Annotated in this window: 15 protein-coding genes; 1 reads left to right on the top strand and 14 read right to left on the bottom strand. The window is 58.5% G+C overall.

Translation table 11 applies throughout. From position 1 onward, the window contains the following. Nucleotides 1-6: 6 nt before the first annotated feature. The 14 genes from CAF70_RS12905 to paaY form a co-directional block, all read right to left on the bottom strand. The gene (locus CAF70_RS12905; protein ID WP_085625126.1) at nt 7-1,272 is read right to left on the bottom strand and encodes an MFS transporter; all 1,266 of its coding nucleotides are present in this window, start codon (nt 1,270-1,272) and stop codon (nt 7-9) included. Between the two features lie 33 nt (nt 1,273-1,305). Continuing rightward, a complete protein-coding gene (locus tag CAF70_RS12900) occupies nt 1,306-2,376 on the bottom strand; it encodes a sugar phosphate isomerase/epimerase (protein WP_085625124.1) in 1,071 nt (356 codons plus the stop codon). A 112-nt stretch (nt 2,377-2,488) separates the two neighbouring features. Further along, nucleotides 2,489-3,994: a PLP-dependent aminotransferase family protein gene (locus CAF70_RS12895; protein ID WP_085625122.1), complete on the bottom strand. Its 1,506-nt coding sequence runs from the start codon at nt 3,992-3,994 to the stop codon at nt 2,489-2,491. 643 nt (nt 3,995-4,637) lie between these two features. Continuing rightward, a complete protein-coding gene (locus tag CAF70_RS26740) occupies nt 4,638-6,053 on the bottom strand; it encodes a hypothetical protein (RefSeq protein WP_143491592.1) in 1,416 nt (471 codons plus the stop codon). Nucleotides 6,054-6,207: 154 nt separating this feature from the next. Continuing rightward, entirely contained in the window at nt 6,208-6,366 is a 159-nt protein-coding gene (locus CAF70_RS28155) for a LuxR C-terminal-related transcriptional regulator (protein ID WP_371915954.1), read from the bottom strand. A 56-nt stretch (nt 6,367-6,422) separates the two neighbouring features. Then, nucleotides 6,423-6,695: a response regulator transcription factor gene (locus tag CAF70_RS12875; protein WP_256573288.1), complete on the bottom strand. Its 273-nt coding sequence runs from the start codon at nt 6,693-6,695 to the stop codon at nt 6,423-6,425. 424 nt (nt 6,696-7,119) lie between these two features. Further along, on the bottom strand, nt 7,120-7,734 hold the full coding sequence (locus tag CAF70_RS12870; RefSeq protein ID WP_256573285.1) for a hypothetical protein: 615 nt from the start codon (nt 7,732-7,734) through the stop codon (nt 7,120-7,122). 694 nt (nt 7,735-8,428) lie between these two features. After that, nucleotides 8,429-8,878 carry a GNAT family N-acetyltransferase gene (locus CAF70_RS12865; protein ID WP_085625116.1) on the bottom strand — a complete coding sequence of 150 codons (450 nt, stop codon included), beginning with the start codon at nt 8,876-8,878 and terminating at the stop codon, nt 8,429-8,431. A gap of 212 nt (nt 8,879-9,090) precedes the next feature. Beyond that, complete coding sequence (locus CAF70_RS12860) at nt 9,091-9,609, bottom strand: hypothetical protein (RefSeq protein WP_085625114.1); 519 nt, start codon at nt 9,607-9,609, stop codon at nt 9,091-9,093. Between the two features lie 559 nt (nt 9,610-10,168). Continuing rightward, nucleotides 10,169-10,822 carry an HAD family phosphatase gene (locus CAF70_RS12855; RefSeq protein WP_085625112.1) on the bottom strand — a complete coding sequence of 218 codons (654 nt, stop codon included), beginning with the start codon at nt 10,820-10,822 and terminating at the stop codon, nt 10,169-10,171. Nucleotides 10,823-10,894: 72 nt separating this feature from the next. After that, complete coding sequence (locus CAF70_RS12850) at nt 10,895-12,241, bottom strand: MFS transporter (protein ID WP_085625110.1); 1,347 nt, start codon at nt 12,239-12,241, stop codon at nt 10,895-10,897. Nucleotides 12,242-12,397: 156 nt separating this feature from the next. Further along, on the bottom strand, nt 12,398-13,456 hold the full coding sequence (locus CAF70_RS12845) for an AraC family transcriptional regulator (RefSeq protein ID WP_085625108.1): 1,059 nt from the start codon (nt 13,454-13,456) through the stop codon (nt 12,398-12,400). A 153-nt stretch (nt 13,457-13,609) separates the two neighbouring features. Next, the gene (paaX, locus tag CAF70_RS12840; protein WP_178076381.1) at nt 13,610-14,533 is read right to left on the bottom strand and encodes a phenylacetic acid degradation operon negative regulatory protein PaaX; all 924 of its coding nucleotides are present in this window, start codon (nt 14,531-14,533) and stop codon (nt 13,610-13,612) included. 77 nt (nt 14,534-14,610) lie between these two features. Beyond that, nucleotides 14,611-15,210, bottom strand: a complete 600-nt coding sequence (gene paaY / locus CAF70_RS12835; protein WP_085625104.1) for a phenylacetic acid degradation protein PaaY — start codon at nt 15,208-15,210, stop codon at nt 14,611-14,613. 354 nt (nt 15,211-15,564) lie between these two features. On the opposite strand from paaY, the gene paaF reads away from it, so the two are divergent. Then, nucleotides 15,565-16,338: a 2,3-dehydroadipyl-CoA hydratase PaaF gene (gene paaF, locus CAF70_RS12830; RefSeq protein ID WP_085625101.1), complete on the top strand. Its 774-nt coding sequence runs from the start codon at nt 15,565-15,567 to the stop codon at nt 16,336-16,338. Nucleotides 16,339-16,360: the final 22 nt, after the last annotated feature.

Here is a 16,360-nt window from a genome sequence, read left to right as displayed (position 1 = left end):
CATTGATCAGGCTTGTACCGCGCTGACCCCGCCAGTGGGCATGGTTTTTTTGCGCACCGCTTGATAGAGCCGGCTGGACACCATGAAGCCAGCAATGGCCAGTATGCTCATCAGGATGAACACATAGTTGTAGCCCTGTTGACCAGGGAAGTGGTCCAGGATCGCGCCATAGATGACGTAGGCAAACATGCCGGGTGCATAACCGATCAGGCAACCGATGCCGAAGGCCGAGCCGGTGATGTGCTGGGGAATGCCGACTTCGCCCATGGGCGCCCAGAACACGCCGCGCATCGAGAACACAATCAGGGCGAAGGAGAGGGTGGCCGCCATCCCCGCATAGATGAAGCCCGGGCTTTTAGGAATCAGCATGATCACGCCCATCAGCGGCAATAGCGCCAGAAATGCCCACTTCAGGTAACGGCTGGTGCTCTTGAACTGCTTGTCGGCAATGAAACCCCCGGCAGGCCCGCCGAAGATTTTCAGGAAGTATTGGTTGATGATGCCGTAGGCGCCGACCAACGCCACGGGCAACCCATACATTTCCTTGAGGTAGGGAATGAAATAGGTCAGGCCGCAGTAGACAATGTAGACCATGAACACGTTGAGACTGACCAACCAGATACCGGGTACCTTGATCGCTTCCATCAGGTTCGCCAGGCCGTTTTTCGGCTTGGCGGCCGATTGCGCGTTGCCGCCCTTGAGCAGCAGCCAGGTCAGGGTGCCCGCCATAATGTCGATGACCGAGTAGAACAGGATCGCCGACTTCAGGCCGGTTTCGCCCGACCCCATGGCGACGAACACGCCCAGTGCGGAAAAGGCCACCAGCGTATCAACCACGCCACGCCCGCCTTCCAGCAGGCCGAACAACCGGCCTTGCTCCTGATCGTCACCCAGTTTACGGATGGTTTTGAGCAGCGATGGCCAGAACAGGCAGTCGGCACAGACGGCCAACAGACTGAACACGATCAGCAGGCTGCTGAAGGGCGGAAAGGTTGCCAGGTACAACCCAAGGCTTCCGGTCCCGATCAGGCCGAGGGGGATCAGTTTGCGGGTGTCGTAGCGATCGGCGAGCAGGCCGCCAACCACAAACAGTGCAGTCGCGATGATCGCGTTGGCACTCAACAGCATGCCGATTTCAGTGTGGTTCAGGCCCATGAATTCCTGCATGGGGACATAGAACGCATCCTTGAGGTTCGCCAACTTGTAAATGGTGCCGCCACCGAGGATGAGGATCAGGAATCTGAGCCATTTGGCCTTGTTTTGAGTTGTCATTATTGTTCTCCGGGCGTAATCGGGTCGTCAGGTTCAGGCGTTGGAAGGGGTGGCCAGGGTCAGTTCAGCCAAGATGCGCAGTTCGCCCAGCACGCGTCGGACATAGGCCACCTGGTTGTTCGCCCAGCGGTGTTCGTCGGCCAGCATGCGCTCGAGCGAGTAGCCTTTCGGGAGCGGCGTTTCGCTCATCTCCCGGTAAGCAATGAAGGGGTCGGCCGCTTCAACGCGCTGGCGGAAGGCCGGGGCCACGTAGTGGTTTTCCTGCTCAAGAATGAACGCGATCACCTGTGGGGTGGCTTCGCCCAGCATCAACAGCTCGAACAGCATGCGGGCGCTGGGCAGATCATCTTCGTCGCTGCCTTGCAATACGCCGTAGTGGCCGAAGCCGTTTTGTTCGGGGACGATGCGCACGCCCTTGAGGTGAACCTGGCGGATGTGCGGCGCCAGGTTGTGCAGGGCCTGCAGGGGCTGTTCGCAGGCATTGATCATGTTGCCGAAGTCGAACAGGGCATGCAGGCGAGGGTGGTTCAGACGGTTGAGCAGTTGCGCGATTTCGCTGCTCTTGAGCTCTTCATGCTGCTCGAAGTCAAAGTACAGATCGTTGGCGTCGGCCTGTTGTGCGAGGTAGTGCAGGTCGGTCTCGATCACGTCCATGACCCGCGACAGCGTGCCCTCGTAACGTGAGTAAACACGGATGTTGCGCACCCCCAGGGCCTTGGCGATGGCGATCACCTGGTCGACATCCTTTTTCAGCGTGCTGCTGATTTCCAGGTGCACATCCAGCCCCAGCGCCTTGGCCTTGCTGGCAAACGCCTGGAGCTGCACTGGTGACATCTGGCTCAGGCTGTTTTCCTCGCCGTCGAGCAAGTGCAGGCTCAGACCTTGCAGCTCGTGGCGATAGGCGAAGTCCAGCAGGTCGGCCGGGGTGACACGACCGTGGGTGAGGTTGGTGAGTAGCGGGTAGGCGTGGGCAAACAGGCGCAATTGCCCGAGACGCTCGAGCAACCGCTGGGCCAGTGCGTCCGTCAGCACTGGAGCCGTCTCGTGCCCGACCACCTTATGGCTCAGCAAGGCGTTGAATCGTTCCTGGATCTTGTTGTTCATTGGCGTCGTTCCTGGTTCAGACACCGGGTCTACCGGCGCAGCCTTTATCGCGCCAGTCAGGAACGCTCGATAGATCCATTATCAATTAATTGATAAGGCCACTTGCCTCGCATCAAGTGTTCGGTGGCAGATAACCCAGCGTGCGCAAGGCCCGGGCCAGCTCCTCGACACGCTCCCGGGCCTGCTTTTCAGGCGTGCCGGCAAAGCCGATCAACAGGGCCGGCGGCAAGTCGTGCTTGATGCGGTAATCGCTCAAGGCATAGGTGTGAATGTTGTGTCGGGCCAGTTGCCGGGCGATGTCCGTGTCACTGAGCTCGGGGGGCAGCCAGGCGATCAGGTGCATGCCGGCATCGGTCGGAGTAATTCTGAAAAAGCTGCCGATCTGCTGTTCAAGTTGCTCGAACAATGCCTGCTGGCGCGCCTTGTACAGTGCACGCATGCGGCGGATGTGCCCGAGGAAGTGGCCTTCGCGCATGAAGTCCGCCGTTGTGGCCTGAAGCAATGTAGGCGGGCTGCGGTCCATGACCGCGCGCAGGGTGCAAAAGGGCTCGACCAGCGCCTGCGGCAGGATCACGTAACCCAGCCGCAGTGACGGAAAGAGCACTTTGCTGAACGTGCCGACGTAGATCACCCGGGCCATCTGGTCCAAGGCATACAGTGCCGGGAGAAGTCGACCACGGTAGCGAAACTCGCTGTCGCAATCGTCCTCGATGATCCAGCTCTGATGCTGAGTGGCCCAGTCGATGAGTGCCTGGCGCCGCTCATAACTCAGAGTGACACCCAAAGGGTGCTGACGCGAAGGCGTACAAAATACCAGGCGCGCATCAGGGCACTCGGCAAGGCCTTGCTGCACATCGATCCCCTGTTCATCAACCCGCAATGGAATTATCCGAGCCCCCTGGGCTTGCAACGCAATTCGCGCGGCGATGTGCCCAGGGTCTTCCATCCAGGCACTGTCCTGCGGATTGAGCAGCAGCATGGCCAGCAGGTTGAACGCTTGCTGCGCGCCGGAAACGATCACCACTTGCCCGGCGTCGCAGTCGATACCTCGCGCATCGAAGACGTATTCGGCTATCGCGGTGCGAAACGCCTGCAAGCCTTGTAGCTCGCCATAACCCAGAATCGCCTTGGTTGGCTTGAGTAGATGACGGTTCATCAGGCGCCGCCAGATTGCCTGCGGAAATTCTTCATAGGTGCTGTGACTGGGCAGGAAGGAGGTCGGCGTCGACGGATCCCAGTCGGTATACGACACCCCGCGAAAATGATCGCTGCGCAGCGACAGCATCGACTGGCTCAGTTCGGACAGGCGCGGTGGCTGGCGCGGTGGCTCGTCCTCGATATTGCGGCTTTCCCACTCAGTACCGACATACGTACCTGCACCCGTGCGCGAGGCCAGGAAGCCTTCGGCAATCAATTGATCGAACGCGTTGAGTATGGTGATCCGCGACAGCCCCAACTCAATGCTCAAAGTCCGGGTCGACGGCAGGCGCACGCCCCCCTGGATTCTGCCGTTGAGTATCTGTTTGCGAATCTGCAGATACAGCTGGCGGTAAAGGGGGATGGCACTGGCGCGGTCCAGTTCGATTGCCGACAGCAGCAAACCTGTGGGGGATTTCATGACATGCTCGTCTGGGTGAAATGGGATTTGACCTGGAAACTGTTGGGCGACGGGGGAGGTTAGGGTAGCGAGCGGGACCCGATGGTGCTAGCAACCTGTTGGGTTGATTCCAACTGCCCTCGTGGGCTGTGACCTGACAACGGCATCCGAACATCTCACCTACTCAACGGAATGGCGTGTTTTACGCCCAAATCAGAAGCAGGAGCGAACATGGCAAAAAAGGAAAAGTTATCACCTGGTGGCGGAGTGGCCTGGGCAGAACCTCTGCTACCTATTCTTTTCTGGGGGTTCTGGACGCCGATCCTGTACATCATCATTGCACCTTGGTTGAGCCTCGGTGTCATGAAAGTCTGGCCAACCCCTGTTTTTGCCGGATTCTTTACCGCTATGGCGTCCACTGGCTGGCTTTGCGCGTCTGTAGTGGTGTTTTTGGTGACTGCGTACCAGTTAGGTACCGCCGCTTACCAACGTAGGCAGAGGGGGAAGGGGGACGCAGCATCTTCGGCTGCCAGGAAATCACAGTCGGACCTTTGATGCGAGCACGATCCGTCCTCGCTCCCGCAGAGTCTGTGCCTCTGCTGTATTGATGCGGTGTGAAGGGCCAGCCACTGTTGCCAATGGCTTCAGCAGCCGGCCCTCTCAATCACGCCTTAGCGTAAGCTGGCTTCACTGCCTGGCGGGTGTTCAGCAAGGTCTCGATGGTACGAGGCGGCTTGCCGACGGTGCGCGGGTACTCTAACAGGTTGACGCCAAGCATTTGCCCGGCATCGAGTTGAACATCTGTCGCTGGCGCCGACGACGAGCCCGGTGAGGTAGTGCCCTCCAGCACCGCGTCCAGGTTGTTGTTCGCTTGCTGATACGAGATGCCTTGGGCCTTGTCGAGGAAGGCTACAAAATTGGCATAGTCCTCGGAATTCGGGTCGAGGATAGATGCCTTCAGCCCGGTAACGTAGTACTCGTACTTGAAGTTGAAGGTGATCTTCTCCACTGAACTGCAGGGGGAGGTGAACGCCTGCTGAGACGAATCGACGGACAGGTAGTAGTATTTGATCTTGGGGAAATAGACCGTAGTACTACCGGAACTGTCGGTTGGCACCGCTTCATGGCACTGCGCGAGAATGGCGGTCTCGTAGTTGCGTTCGCGGTCATCCCAGCTGGCACGAAGGCTATTGCCCACGCCCTGGATGAATGCTGTCACATCTGCGATTACTGCTTCTGGCACGACTACCGCGTCGAACACAAGTTTCAGGAAGGCAGTGTTGAACTCGGTGATTATCTGCGTCACGGAGTAGGTTTCAGTTGTGACGCGATAGTTAGTCAAACCGCCGGCTTGTGCCAGCAAGAACTGCATGTAGTGCGTCACAGATGCCGACCACTGAGAAGTCGGTGCGATGTCCCCAGGTAGTACCTTGCTTGGGTTCGCCTTCAGGAACTGGAACACTTTGATACGCAACGTGGCGAAGAAGTTGGAAACCTTGTCGCATACCGCGCGGCCGGTGGTGAACTCCGGGTTCGAAGTCACGAACGAGCTGGAGAGGTTAACGAACGAGATCAGGCCATCCGAATCCTGGAAGGCCGACTGGTCATCGTCCGACAGCGCCAGTACGGAGTCCAGCAACTCGTGCGGGTTGGCCAACTGAGCTTGCTCTAGCGTCAACGCTGCGCCCACATGGGCAGGCGGATAGGCGGTTGGCGCATGACAGATTACCGTGTTGGTGGTCACGCCAGGCACAAGGTGCCTGGGAATGCTGCCGTTTGGTATCCAGATGTAGGTGCCAATGGGGCGGAACTCTACATGGTTGGGATCGACTGGCTGCACACCAGGAGGCTGAGTGCCAATGACCGGTGTTGAACCGCCCCAGAAGTGCGGCGGGTTGGTCGACACCGGCACCCACCACGCGCCATTTTGCAGGGCCAGAACTTCATAGTGCTCGTGGTATTGGGACGACCAATTCCAGTGGGCGGTAATGTCTGCATATTGGCCATGGTTGCGTTGCCACACGCGTACGCCAGGCCAGTTGCCAATCCAGGTACCAGGTACGTAGAGGGTACGAGACATGATGAACACTCCTTGTAGATCAATACTTCGTTTTGGGTAAGCCTGCCATTTGGCTCAGTCCATAACCGGGACGTTGCGAGCAGGCAAATGAAGAATCGAACAGCTGGCGTCGCGCCCGCAACGGCACCGATAGCGTATTGACTGTGTGGCTTTTTCAATCAGCAACGTTGTCAGCCGCAGTGCTCTCAAGGCTTTGTGCAAACGACGGCCAGCAGATCGCCAGCTGGGCCGCGTCGCACAGCTCCAGCTTCCGGTACACATTTTCTCGATGTTTGCGAACCGTCAGGTCGCTGATGCCCAACTCGCGAGCGATGTGCTTGCTGCTCGACCCTAGCGCGACCAGGCGGGCGACTGTGAACTCGCGGCTCGTTAGCCGAGTGGCCAGCGCCAGCGTGCGTAGTCCGATGCGGCATTCGCCATCTCAGGTTTTGCCGCCAGGGCGAGCGCAACTAATTGCGCGGCGTTTCGCGCGCCGAACTTGCGCAGCAGGCTTCCCCGATGTTTACGAACGGTGTGCTCGCCAATGCCAAGCCGCCGGGCAGTCTGTTTGCAGCCCATGGCTTGTAACATGCAGGAGAGTACGTCTAGCTCGCGAGTACTGAGGTTCTGTCCCTGAACGGGTGATTCCTTTTCCTGTTCGATAGCGTGGGCTCCTGCCGGCTGTGGGATCCTTCTTGATTCTACATTCTAGAAATGCCGAACAGCTGTACCGCAGCGTGCGGCACGCTGCTGATGACACTCACTGTGCAGGGCCAGGCACAGCGGCGAGAGGTGAAGAGCTAGTTTATAAGCCCACCTCGAAGAAACATCGATGATCTCCGAGCCCAGTGCCAAGAGCTAAAGAGCTAAAGAGCAAGCACGATGAAACGCTCAGTCAGCTGGCGGAATACCGTGAAAAACTGCATCAAAGCCCAAGCAGCATTCCATGAGCCCGGTCAATCTGCCGTGAAGGCGTGCGAGCAGCTTCCGGAGTCTATTGCAGGGCGCAATCTCATTTCTAATGATTACCGACTACAGGTGTCAGGAAGACGGGCACTTACAAATAGGACATTTAACATAATACACCTTATGCGCATCTTCGTATGAAGCTACTGGGACCGAGGGTGGGCAGATTTGAAGCCACGCCCCTGGCCTCATCCTGTGCTGCAGCTCGTGCCTGTACCTCAGCGATGTAACCCAGAACAAACGGATCCTGCGAGCCTCGTTCCTTGTAGTAACCAACCACGTTAGCCAATGTCCACCGCAACAATCTCATCAGCACTGGATCGGAAAATTTCCAACTGCTCGACTCGTACAGATACCGGCCGTTGGTAAACACATCCCGATACCGTTCGAACGAACCTTCCTGGCTGTCCAGGGCCAGAGTCTGGCGAATCGCTGCGGGCATGGCATGAAACAACGTCAATAAGTCGTGAGCGTCACGCTTTTGTTTTGGTGGAATCTTGCCGATTGACTGCAGGTGCTGGTGAGCCGCTTTGAGCGCTTCGACGTCGAGCTTGTAGGTTTCGCCGGACGTACCTTGATGTTGATCTGGCACGGAAATAAAGCTTTTCAGCAGGATCTCCATGCCGATCGCTGCGTTGACCATGGCGACATGCGGGAGGTTTTGTGCGTCTAGAAGCTCAGCGGCCTTAAGGTAGTTATGGGCGCTTTCAAGCATCCTGCCTGGAAAGTGAGTCATTGAATGGTGCTCCTTGATGATGACTGCCGCCGAAGGTAGCTCCCCAGGTGAGCTACCCATAGCTCATTCTTTGAACGCTAGCGTGCAAACGTGAGCGTTAGCGATCACGCATGAGCTACCCTGCCCTTATAATATTCGCTTAAGCAATAACTACGCTAAATATTCATTTAGTGTAGTTATTGCTGCGCAGCACGCGAATATCGCCGCGAAACACCAAATACGCCCTTCTACATATCCTATAATTGCCAGGCCCGGATATTCCTAAGCGCTAATAGTTTTCCTATTATTAATAGGTAGCCCATGCTGTCGATTCCTTAGCCGCTCTTCGAAAGTGACCCAGCCTACCAGAGCTACCTCGCCGCTCGGGGTTTCCTCAAATCCTATGCAGGCAACGAGGCCACCTTCAATTGCTACCGCACCCATGTCGCGCGCTTACTGTTATGGCCATTGCTAATACGCTATGGATGAAGGCTTAAGTGAGTTCGGGCGGTCAAACAAAAAGCCGTGCACAAGCAACGGCATACCCACGAAGTGTCAGGCTGCGCCCTCACCCGCCTGCAATGGGATTACGTGATCGACACGGCAGAGCGATGACCGCTGAAGACTCAGTACATGAGCGTCTCCTGTTCGTGCTGACCACGCTGTAGATCACTGATTTGTTGCCCCATAAATGAGTAGATAGTCCGGGCTAATCCTACAGCCTCTTCTCCATAACGATGGTGCGCTCCGCCCCATGAAACTCGTCGCGGATTCTTTGATAACCCAGCGCGGTATAAAAACTTTCAGCTGTAATCGACGATGGCACACGTACAGCTCCAACTCCTGCGCTAGCGGCAGTTGTATGAATGACATCCATCAAATGCCGCCCGATACCGCCTTTTTGGTGAGCGGGGTCAACGAAAACACCTCTGACCACATCACCGTCGAGACCGGCAGTGCCAATAATGTTTCCGCCCAACAAGGCCACGAAGACCTTACGCTTCGTAAGCTGTGTGGTGATGGCTTCAGGAGAAAAGCTTTGCTCAACCTGAGCGATCACATCAGGCGGATAGTCCTGTGAATTTGACTCACGCAGGGCGGCAATAACTACACGGCTTATCGCTACTGCATCTCTGCTAGTGGCGGGACGAACGTGGCATTCCATGCTGAGACCTCAATCCTAAAGCATTACAGCTTAGCGCATCGCAATGTGCCTTCCCCGGACGCTTACGCTGCATTGCTTGCGGCACACGTCGGTCACCTTTGACGCGCCGTTCCGGGAGATGAAGGAATTGCAGGCAGATCTGCGGCACAAGAGCCTCAACGCGACGCACAACACCAATTACAAAATGTCGGGTGCCTGGTCCTGGCGCGTGTTCAGGACACGGAGTCGATGACGTTGATGATCTCTTCATTTCGCGCAATCAGATAGAGCACTGACGCTCGCTCGAAGAGGGTAAGACCAATCAGACAGAGCATTCCCAATACAAAGTAGGATGGTGCGTGGGCCATCGGTGACGTTTCTAGCGTCGGAAAAGTATCCAATAAGACGGATGATTTCCCCGAACTGGATGTGAGCCCAAATACAACAAGACTGCCTGAGGTAAGCACGAGAAAATCAATGCGATGCTTGAGTTTTGCATTAATCGTCTTCAACCCAGCCTTGTAATACTTTAGTTGCTCGATGGTAGCCTCTTTGTTTGCGATTGCGTACTTTAAGAGCTCGACGCCATATTGGATTCTTAGCGATTCGGTAACGCTCAGCTCACTAAGAAACTCTTCCCGCTTGAAGATGCGATCAACCAACCCCTTGGCCGTATGGATAATTCGTTTATTGATCTCCTTGCTGCCCTTGAAGTACTGTTTTTGAAATGTCTTGAGAAATTCAATAGTCATATAGTTTACTTGTTTCGCAGATGAATCAACGCCAGAAGCTACAGGTTTGGCCTGTGAAATGGCAGAACGAACTTCTGTAGCTGACGCCAATGGTACGAGTTAGCGGTATGCTGAAGCAACTCTCACTCGGGACTCATATCATGCTCAAGTCGATGCTGTTGCTCGCAATCACGGCAGTTGCTGGTTGTCAGGCGTCCATGCCAACCGCCAACACACAGATGGCCAAGGGCGCTCTCTCGGTGCACTTCCCCAATGACAGGGTATTGAGTGCTGAACGCATGGATAAAGAATCCATGCCCCATGTTCAGAACAGCCGCTCGATTTCATTGCGAAGTGACGGCGAACCTCGCGAACGCGTTCTCCTCGCTTCGTTAACTACTGCATCCAGCCCCCACGCGGTCCCATCAGCCCCTCGATACAGGTGATGAAAACCCGTAGCGCTGAGGAACGGAGTGCCCAAGCAGATAATGGCACGGGTTTGTCGAGGAGCAACCTTCTCATACCATCAGTTTTGTTTAGTTATATAAATCACTCTTCCTATTTTCCCTCTTGAAAACTATCAATGCCACCGCAGAATCGGCCATCCCGCCGCGTCAGCGTGCGCCCGCAGCACCGGATCAGGATTGACGGTATGTGGTTTGGCGACCAGTGAAAGCAGTGGCAGGTCATTGCGTGAATCCGAGTAGAAGTAGGCACCATCCAGCCCCGCGCCCTGCTCTTGCAGCCAACTGTGAAGCCGCGTCACCTTACCGTCCCGGTACGTCAGTATCCCGCTGGTATTGCCGGTATAGGCGCCCTGCTGGTGTTCCAGGTCAATCGCCAGCACTTCTTCTACCCCCAGTTGCCTGGCGATGCGGCTCACCAGGAAGTGCGCAGACGCTGAAATGATCAGCAGGCGGTCACCCTCTTCGCGATGGCGCGCCAAGCAGGCAATGGCGTCATCGTGAATGCGCGGGACGATGACATCTTCCACGAAGGGAGCCACCGCCTCGGCCACCTCCTCTAACGTGCGGCCCACCAACGGCGAGAGGCTGAAGGTCATGTACGCCTCCATGGCCAACTTGCCTTGGGCATAGAGCGCCATCAGTTCACGGTCGCGCTCGATGAAGCTCGGCCCGTCGACCCAGCCGAGCGCGGCCATATGGCTGCTCCACAGGCTGGCACAGTCGCCATCGATAAGGGTGTCGTCCAGATCAAACAATGCGAGGGCCATCGGCCACCTCCAGGGTACAAAGTCGAAGGGCGATGGCCGTTTCTGCCTTCGCCGGGTGAAATGACAGTGGCATCAGCGAGTGGTTTGCGTGGGTGTCGCGACACCGCCAGGCGTCGTCTCGAGTTCACTGATAGTCGCCTGACTTGCTGGGCGGCTGTTCCAGAACGGCACCAGCAGCAAACTGGCGAGCAACGCAGCGCCGGTGAAGACGAAGAACACCGTGATGGTGTCGAAATAGCCAGGCAGCAGCCCGCCGAGGATCGCCCCCACCGAACCGCAGCCGTTGACGAAGCCTGTTGCGGTGCCAGCGGACTCGCTGGTGCCGAAATCAATGGCGGCGGCGCCGCTGATCATCGAGTCAGGGCCATACAGCGTGACGCCCATCATGAACAGCAAGCCGACCACCAGATAGAGGTTGCCGCTCTGCATGGTCGGCACGAACAGTATCAGCCACACGGTCAGCGCCATCAGGCTGATCACGCAGGCCGGCATGCGCCGAGCGCCAAACAGTTTGTCGGAGGCGATACCGATTAGAATCGGGCCGACCAACCCCGCGACTTCGAACGCAGACGGCACAATGGCCGAAGCGACTTTGCCGATACTTGGCATGCGTTCGTAAACGATCACCGGCCCCCACATCAGGATTGCGTAGCGAGCAGGCTTTAGCAGGAAATACGCCATCCCCAGTACCAGGACCGTGCGGTTGGCGAGCACCTTGCGCAGCGCCGCCCAGTAGTTCTCCTGGGGCGCGTCAGTGCGCCCGGCCGGCTCGCCCTCGTCTTCGACGGCGGGCAATCCTGCATCCTGCGGGCGATTGCGTTGCAACAGGAAGAACAGCACGGCCACCACCAGTACGACGCCCGCCGAGGAAATGAACGCCATGCGCCAGTCATGGGAGATCTGGTACGCCCACCAGCCGGCGAACGGCGTTGCGACCAGGCCGCCGAACGCGTAGCAGGTGCTCCAGTAGCCCAGCACTCGACCGCGCTCACGGGTGGCGAAGAAGCATCCGATGTTCTTGCACAGCCCAGACCAACCCGTGGATTGCGCCAAGCCCTGGATCACCATGCAGCTGGCGAAGATCGGTAAAGTCGCGAAAGTGCCCATGGCCAGTGCGGCCAGGGTCGACACCACCAGCCCGCCAAGCACGACGACGCGGGTGCCGTAACGGTCAGCGAAGATACCCCATGCGAACTGGCCTACGGCGTAGGCAGCCAGATACAGCGCGTCGAGGTTGGCCATGGCCGCTTTGTCGAGCATGAAGCCGGGGTCTTCGGCGATTCCCAGCTTGGCAACCGAAAAGGCCTTGCGGGTGAAATAGAACGCGGCATAGGCCAGCCACGTGATGATGAATATCTGAACGCGCCAGCGTTGAAGCGATTTCCATTCATGGCGGGCGTTCTCAGGACTCTTGTACATGTTGTTGTCCTCTGTTGATTACCGCGACTTAGGTCTGGCCCCCTGCTCTGCTGGATCAAGGCGCCTGCCGGAAGGTCTCCGGAGCTTGCGAAGTTGATCTTATATGCTGGTCTAGACCAAGACTTGACCCTGCGCAGGCGTGTTCTGCGTGCAAAGTCAATTTCCAGTCCGGCAATCGTCGCTACGCCACTGCCGCGGGCTTACGCCAAACCAGCGGCGAAAAGCACGGGAGAACGCACTGGCCTCGGAGTACCCGAGCAACCCGGCCAGGTCGGACACCGGCCGTTTCGGTTGTCGCAGGTAGTGCACCGCCAGTTCCCGGCGGACTCTTTCGACCAGCTGGCTGAAGCTCAAGCCCGCCTCACGCAGGTGGCGCTGCAGCCCGGCCGCACTGAGATCCAGTGCCTGCGCGATAGTCTCCAGGCAAGGCTCTCCGCGGCTCAGGGCAAGGCGCACCTGAGCGTCAGCCTCATCCAGCAGGCTGCGCCGCTGATCGGGCGCGCCCAGGCGCTGGAGCACGTTCTGGACCAGAAACAGCAAATTGGCATCGCGCTCTGGCATCCACTGGTCTTTGAGATCAGCCTTGGGGACGAGCATCGAGTTGCAACCGCGGCCAAAATAGACAGGCGCGCCGAACGCCTGCTGATGCACCTGCCAGTCGTGTGGGCGAGCATGCTCGAAACTGACCGCGAACGGTGCCCAGTCCTTGCCCAGCACGTGGCGTATCAGGTTGAGCGCCATGCCCATGGTCAGTTCGGCATCCTGTCGACGCTCCAGAATGGCGCTGTGCCGAACCTGGTAATCGAAGCGATAGCACTTGCCGCAATCGACCAGCCGTATCAAGGTATCGTGCTGGTGGTAAGGAAACGCCGCCGCGAAATTGCGCAGGGCCTCCTCCAGCCTGTTGGAAAACAACCCCACATAACCCAGTAGCCCAAGGGCCTGGGGCTGAAACTGCAGACCGTAATGCAAACCGAAGTTGTCGCAGTGTGACTGGCGGGCCGCCTCTTCCAGCACCTGGCAGTAATTGGTGAGCGGCAGGCTGAGCGTGGGTTGTCGCAGAATCTCGGGATCGACCCCGGCGCGCCCCAGTATCAGGTCAATGTCGCCTCCGACACTTGTGACGAAACCCTCCAGCCCACTGGCAGCAGCCGACAGGACGCCGAGGTTGCCCGCGACTGGCGAGCGGGTGCAGCAGTGCAGTGGTGAGCTCATGGTCTATACCAGTTGAGGTTCGAGCCCTGAGCAATGCAAACACCATGCCCTGCCTTCTCGCCTCAACCAGGCGCTTTACAGCCAGAACGTCGCAACTGAACTGGGGTAATGGGTAACATCGCGTAACACTCTGACCGCTTCTGCGCCCAACCCTTAAACAAGCCCGCCAAAACGCCTATAGAAACCCTCATTCACATCCGGCAAAGGCCCATCAGCCGTCTCCAGCGCGGCATTCAGCCATTCTTCCGCCTTGGCAAACACCAGGCGATAGAGGTTGCGGCACAACTGCCGCGCAGCCCTTCCCTCCCAATCCCCAGGCAACAGCTCGTCTGGTAGTTGCGGGTCGCGCAGCAGTAGCCGGCGGTATTCGTGAATCAGCAGCGTGCGCGCCAGGAAGCAGTCCTGGGCATCGAGTTGTGGCTGCTCTTTCAAACCTTGCCATAGCGGCCTGAACAACTGGATGAACTCGCTATACTGTTGCCCCAGTTCGTCGATACGCCAGCTTTCCCGCACCTGGGCGCGCATGGCCTTGGAGGCGAGTACCTCCTGGGTATGGGTTTCGAAGACGATGCTGTCGTCGCTTGCCTCCAGGTCCCGCAAGGTGGCGGCCAGGTCAGCGCGGTCTGCCCGCGGACAACCCAACAAGTTCGGTGCCATGGCGCCAAACCCCTGCCACTCCAGCTCCTCACGCAACACCTTGCGCTTGCCGGCCTCCAGTTGCGAGAGCAACACCAGCGTCCAGGCACCGTCCCACGCTGGCTGGCTGGGGCTATAGACCCGTTTGAAGGCTTTCTCGAACCGCCGCCGGCCCGTACCGGTCAGGCTGTAGTAGCTGCGACGGCCAACCTTTTCGGCGGTGAGCCAGCCTTCCTTGGTAAGGCGGAAGATCGACGTGCGGATCAGGCGCTCGTTGATGCCGATCGGCTCCAGCAGGTTGATCAGGCTACCCAGCCAGACGGTTCCGCCGTGAGGTTCGATGGCGTCACCGTACAAAGTGATGATCAGGGAGCTGGCGCGGATCGGCGTCTGTTCCTGGAAGCGGGTGATCAGGTTGTTCAGTGGGGCGAGATTGCTCATGGGCGAACTGTGCGGGGATAAAGCACCGACTATACCTGCGCGGCGGGCCGCCTGGCCATTGCGTGACGCAGCCAGGCTCATGCCGATGTCTGCCCTTTGGGCCTGACGCCGGTGTCTTCCATGCGCGGGCGCTCGGGCTCGACCTCGGCCAATGGCGGGCATTCAACCATGCTGTTCATGCAGCGTCGCGCCAGGTGCTGGTACTCCACCGTGCCGCGCTGCTTCCAGGCCAGTTCGTGTTCGGTCAGCGGGCGCTTGACCTGGGCTGGCGACCCCATCACCAGGCTTTGCGCGGCGCATTCGAAGCCCGCCTTGACGAATGCCGTGGCGGCAACGATGCAGCGTGGTGCCACATGAGCACCATCCATTACCACCGCATTCATGCCGATCAAGGCATCAGCGCCCACCCGGCAGCCGTGCAGCACGGCACCATGCCCGATATGCCCGTTGCGTTCGACAACCGTGTCCCCCCCCGGGAAACCATGCATCACGCATGTGTCCTGCAGGTTGGCGCCCTCCTCCAGCACGATACGGCCGAAGTCCCCCCGTAGCGATGCCAGTGGGCCGACGTAGCAACGAGGGCCGACGATGACATCACCGATCAGCACGGCGCTGGGGTGTACATAGGCTGTCGGGTGGACCACGGGCGTCAGGCCGTCCAGTCGGTAGCAAGGCATGGCAAAGCTCCTGGAATGATTTGAAATGCACGGAGAGCTTGTATCACAAATTATTTGATCGTCAATCGCCAGGCGCTTGTATCGCTTTTGATGACGCGAATCCCTTCGCCTAAACTGCGGTATATTTCGATAAATATCATAGATGAAACGTTTCAATAGCAATAGTTGCCATTAGGCTTAGATCACCAATGGCACTGAAAGAGATACATCAACTAATTTTGTGCGTTGCAAATTTGTATCGTATTGCGCATATACTGGTTCCACCTGGGCGTGCTTCTGCATCGCGCCCCTGCAAACAATTCCAAGAAAAGCCGGCCCCACGAGGTGCCGTGCGTGCAGCCAGAGGAACCCGACATGCCGCGATATCTCGATGTGCAGGCGCCCGAACACGGCGTCCAGCTCATTACCCTGCAACGGCCCGAGGCACTCAACGCCCTGTGCACCGAGTTACTGGCAGAATTGGCCGCTGCACTGGATGCGGCCGGGCACGACGAGCAGACCCGCGCGGTGGTTATCACCGGCAGCCGCAAGGCGTTCGCCGCCGGCGCCGACATCCGCGAGATGGCCGAGCGCGACCTGGTCGGCATCCTCAACGACCCTCGTGTGGCCCACTGGCAAAGCATTGCCGCCTTCGCCAAGCCGCTGATCGCCGCGGTCAACGGCTACGCCTTGGGTGGCGGCTGCGAACTGGTGATGTGCGCGGATATTGTCATCGCCGGCAGCGACGCCCGTTTCGGCCAGCCGGAAATCAACCTCGGCATCATTCCCGGCGCCGGTGGCACCCAGCGTCTGGTGCGGGCCGTAGGCAAGCCGCTGGCCATGCAAATGGTGCTGACCGGCGAGGCCATCACCGCCCGGCACGCCTTGCAGGCGGGCCTGGTCAGCGAAATCACCCAGCCGGAACTCACCGTAGAGCGTGCCCTTCACATCGCCCGTAGTATCGCCGCAAAGGCCCCGCTGGCGGTGCGCCTGGCCAAGGAAGCACTGCTCAAGGCCGGCGATACCGACCTGGCCAGCGGCCTGCGCTTCGAACGCCACGCATTCACCTTGCTGGCCGGCACCGCCGACCGCGACGAAGGCATCCGTGCCTTCCAGGAAAAACGCCAGGCCCGCTTCCAGGGCTGCTGATCATCTTTCCCTCGACTGACGG

It is taken from the genome of Pseudomonas sp. B19(2017), assembly GCF_002113165.1.
In the GTDB taxonomy this organism is placed as follows: domain Bacteria; phylum Pseudomonadota; class Gammaproteobacteria; order Pseudomonadales; family Pseudomonadaceae; genus Aquipseudomonas.
Note: the sequence above shows the minus strand (reverse complement) of the source record. Positions and strands in the feature narration are given on the sequence as shown.

Excerpts from the sequence above, each read along its gene's own strand:
- CAF70_RS12905 (WP_085625126.1), bottom strand. The coding sequence starts at position 1,272 with ATGACAACTCAAAACAAGGCCAAATGGCTCAGATTCCTGATCCTCATC.
- CAF70_RS12900 (WP_085625124.1), bottom strand. The coding sequence starts at position 2,376 with ATGAACAACAAGATCCAGGAACGATTCAACGCCTTGCTGAGCCATAAG.
- CAF70_RS12895 (WP_085625122.1), bottom strand. The coding sequence starts at position 3,994 with ATGAAATCCCCCACAGGTTTGCTGCTGTCGGCAATCGAACTGGACCGC.
- CAF70_RS26740 (WP_143491592.1), bottom strand. The coding sequence starts at position 6,053 with ATGTCTCGTACCCTCTACGTACCTGGTACCTGGATTGGCAACTGGCCT.
- CAF70_RS12870 (WP_256573285.1), bottom strand. The coding sequence starts at position 7,734 with ATGACTCACTTTCCAGGCAGGATGCTTGAAAGCGCCCATAACTACCTT.
- CAF70_RS12865 (WP_085625116.1), bottom strand. The coding sequence starts at position 8,878 with ATGGAATGCCACGTTCGTCCCGCCACTAGCAGAGATGCAGTAGCGATA.
- CAF70_RS12860 (WP_085625114.1), bottom strand. The coding sequence starts at position 9,609 with ATGACTATTGAATTTCTCAAGACATTTCAAAAACAGTACTTCAAGGGC.
- CAF70_RS12855 (WP_085625112.1), bottom strand. The coding sequence starts at position 10,822 with ATGGCCCTCGCATTGTTTGATCTGGACGACACCCTTATCGATGGCGAC.
- CAF70_RS12850 (WP_085625110.1), bottom strand. The coding sequence starts at position 12,241 with ATGTACAAGAGTCCTGAGAACGCCCGCCATGAATGGAAATCGCTTCAA.
- CAF70_RS12845 (WP_085625108.1), bottom strand. The coding sequence starts at position 13,456 with ATGAGCTCACCACTGCACTGCTGCACCCGCTCGCCAGTCGCGGGCAAC.
- paaX (WP_178076381.1), bottom strand. The coding sequence starts at position 14,533 with ATGAGCAATCTCGCCCCACTGAACAACCTGATCACCCGCTTCCAGGAA.
- paaY (WP_085625104.1), bottom strand. The coding sequence starts at position 15,210 with ATGCCTTGCTACCGACTGGACGGCCTGACGCCCGTGGTCCACCCGACA.
- paaF (WP_085625101.1), top strand. The coding sequence starts at position 15,565 with ATGCCGCGATATCTCGATGTGCAGGCGCCCGAACACGGCGTCCAGCTC.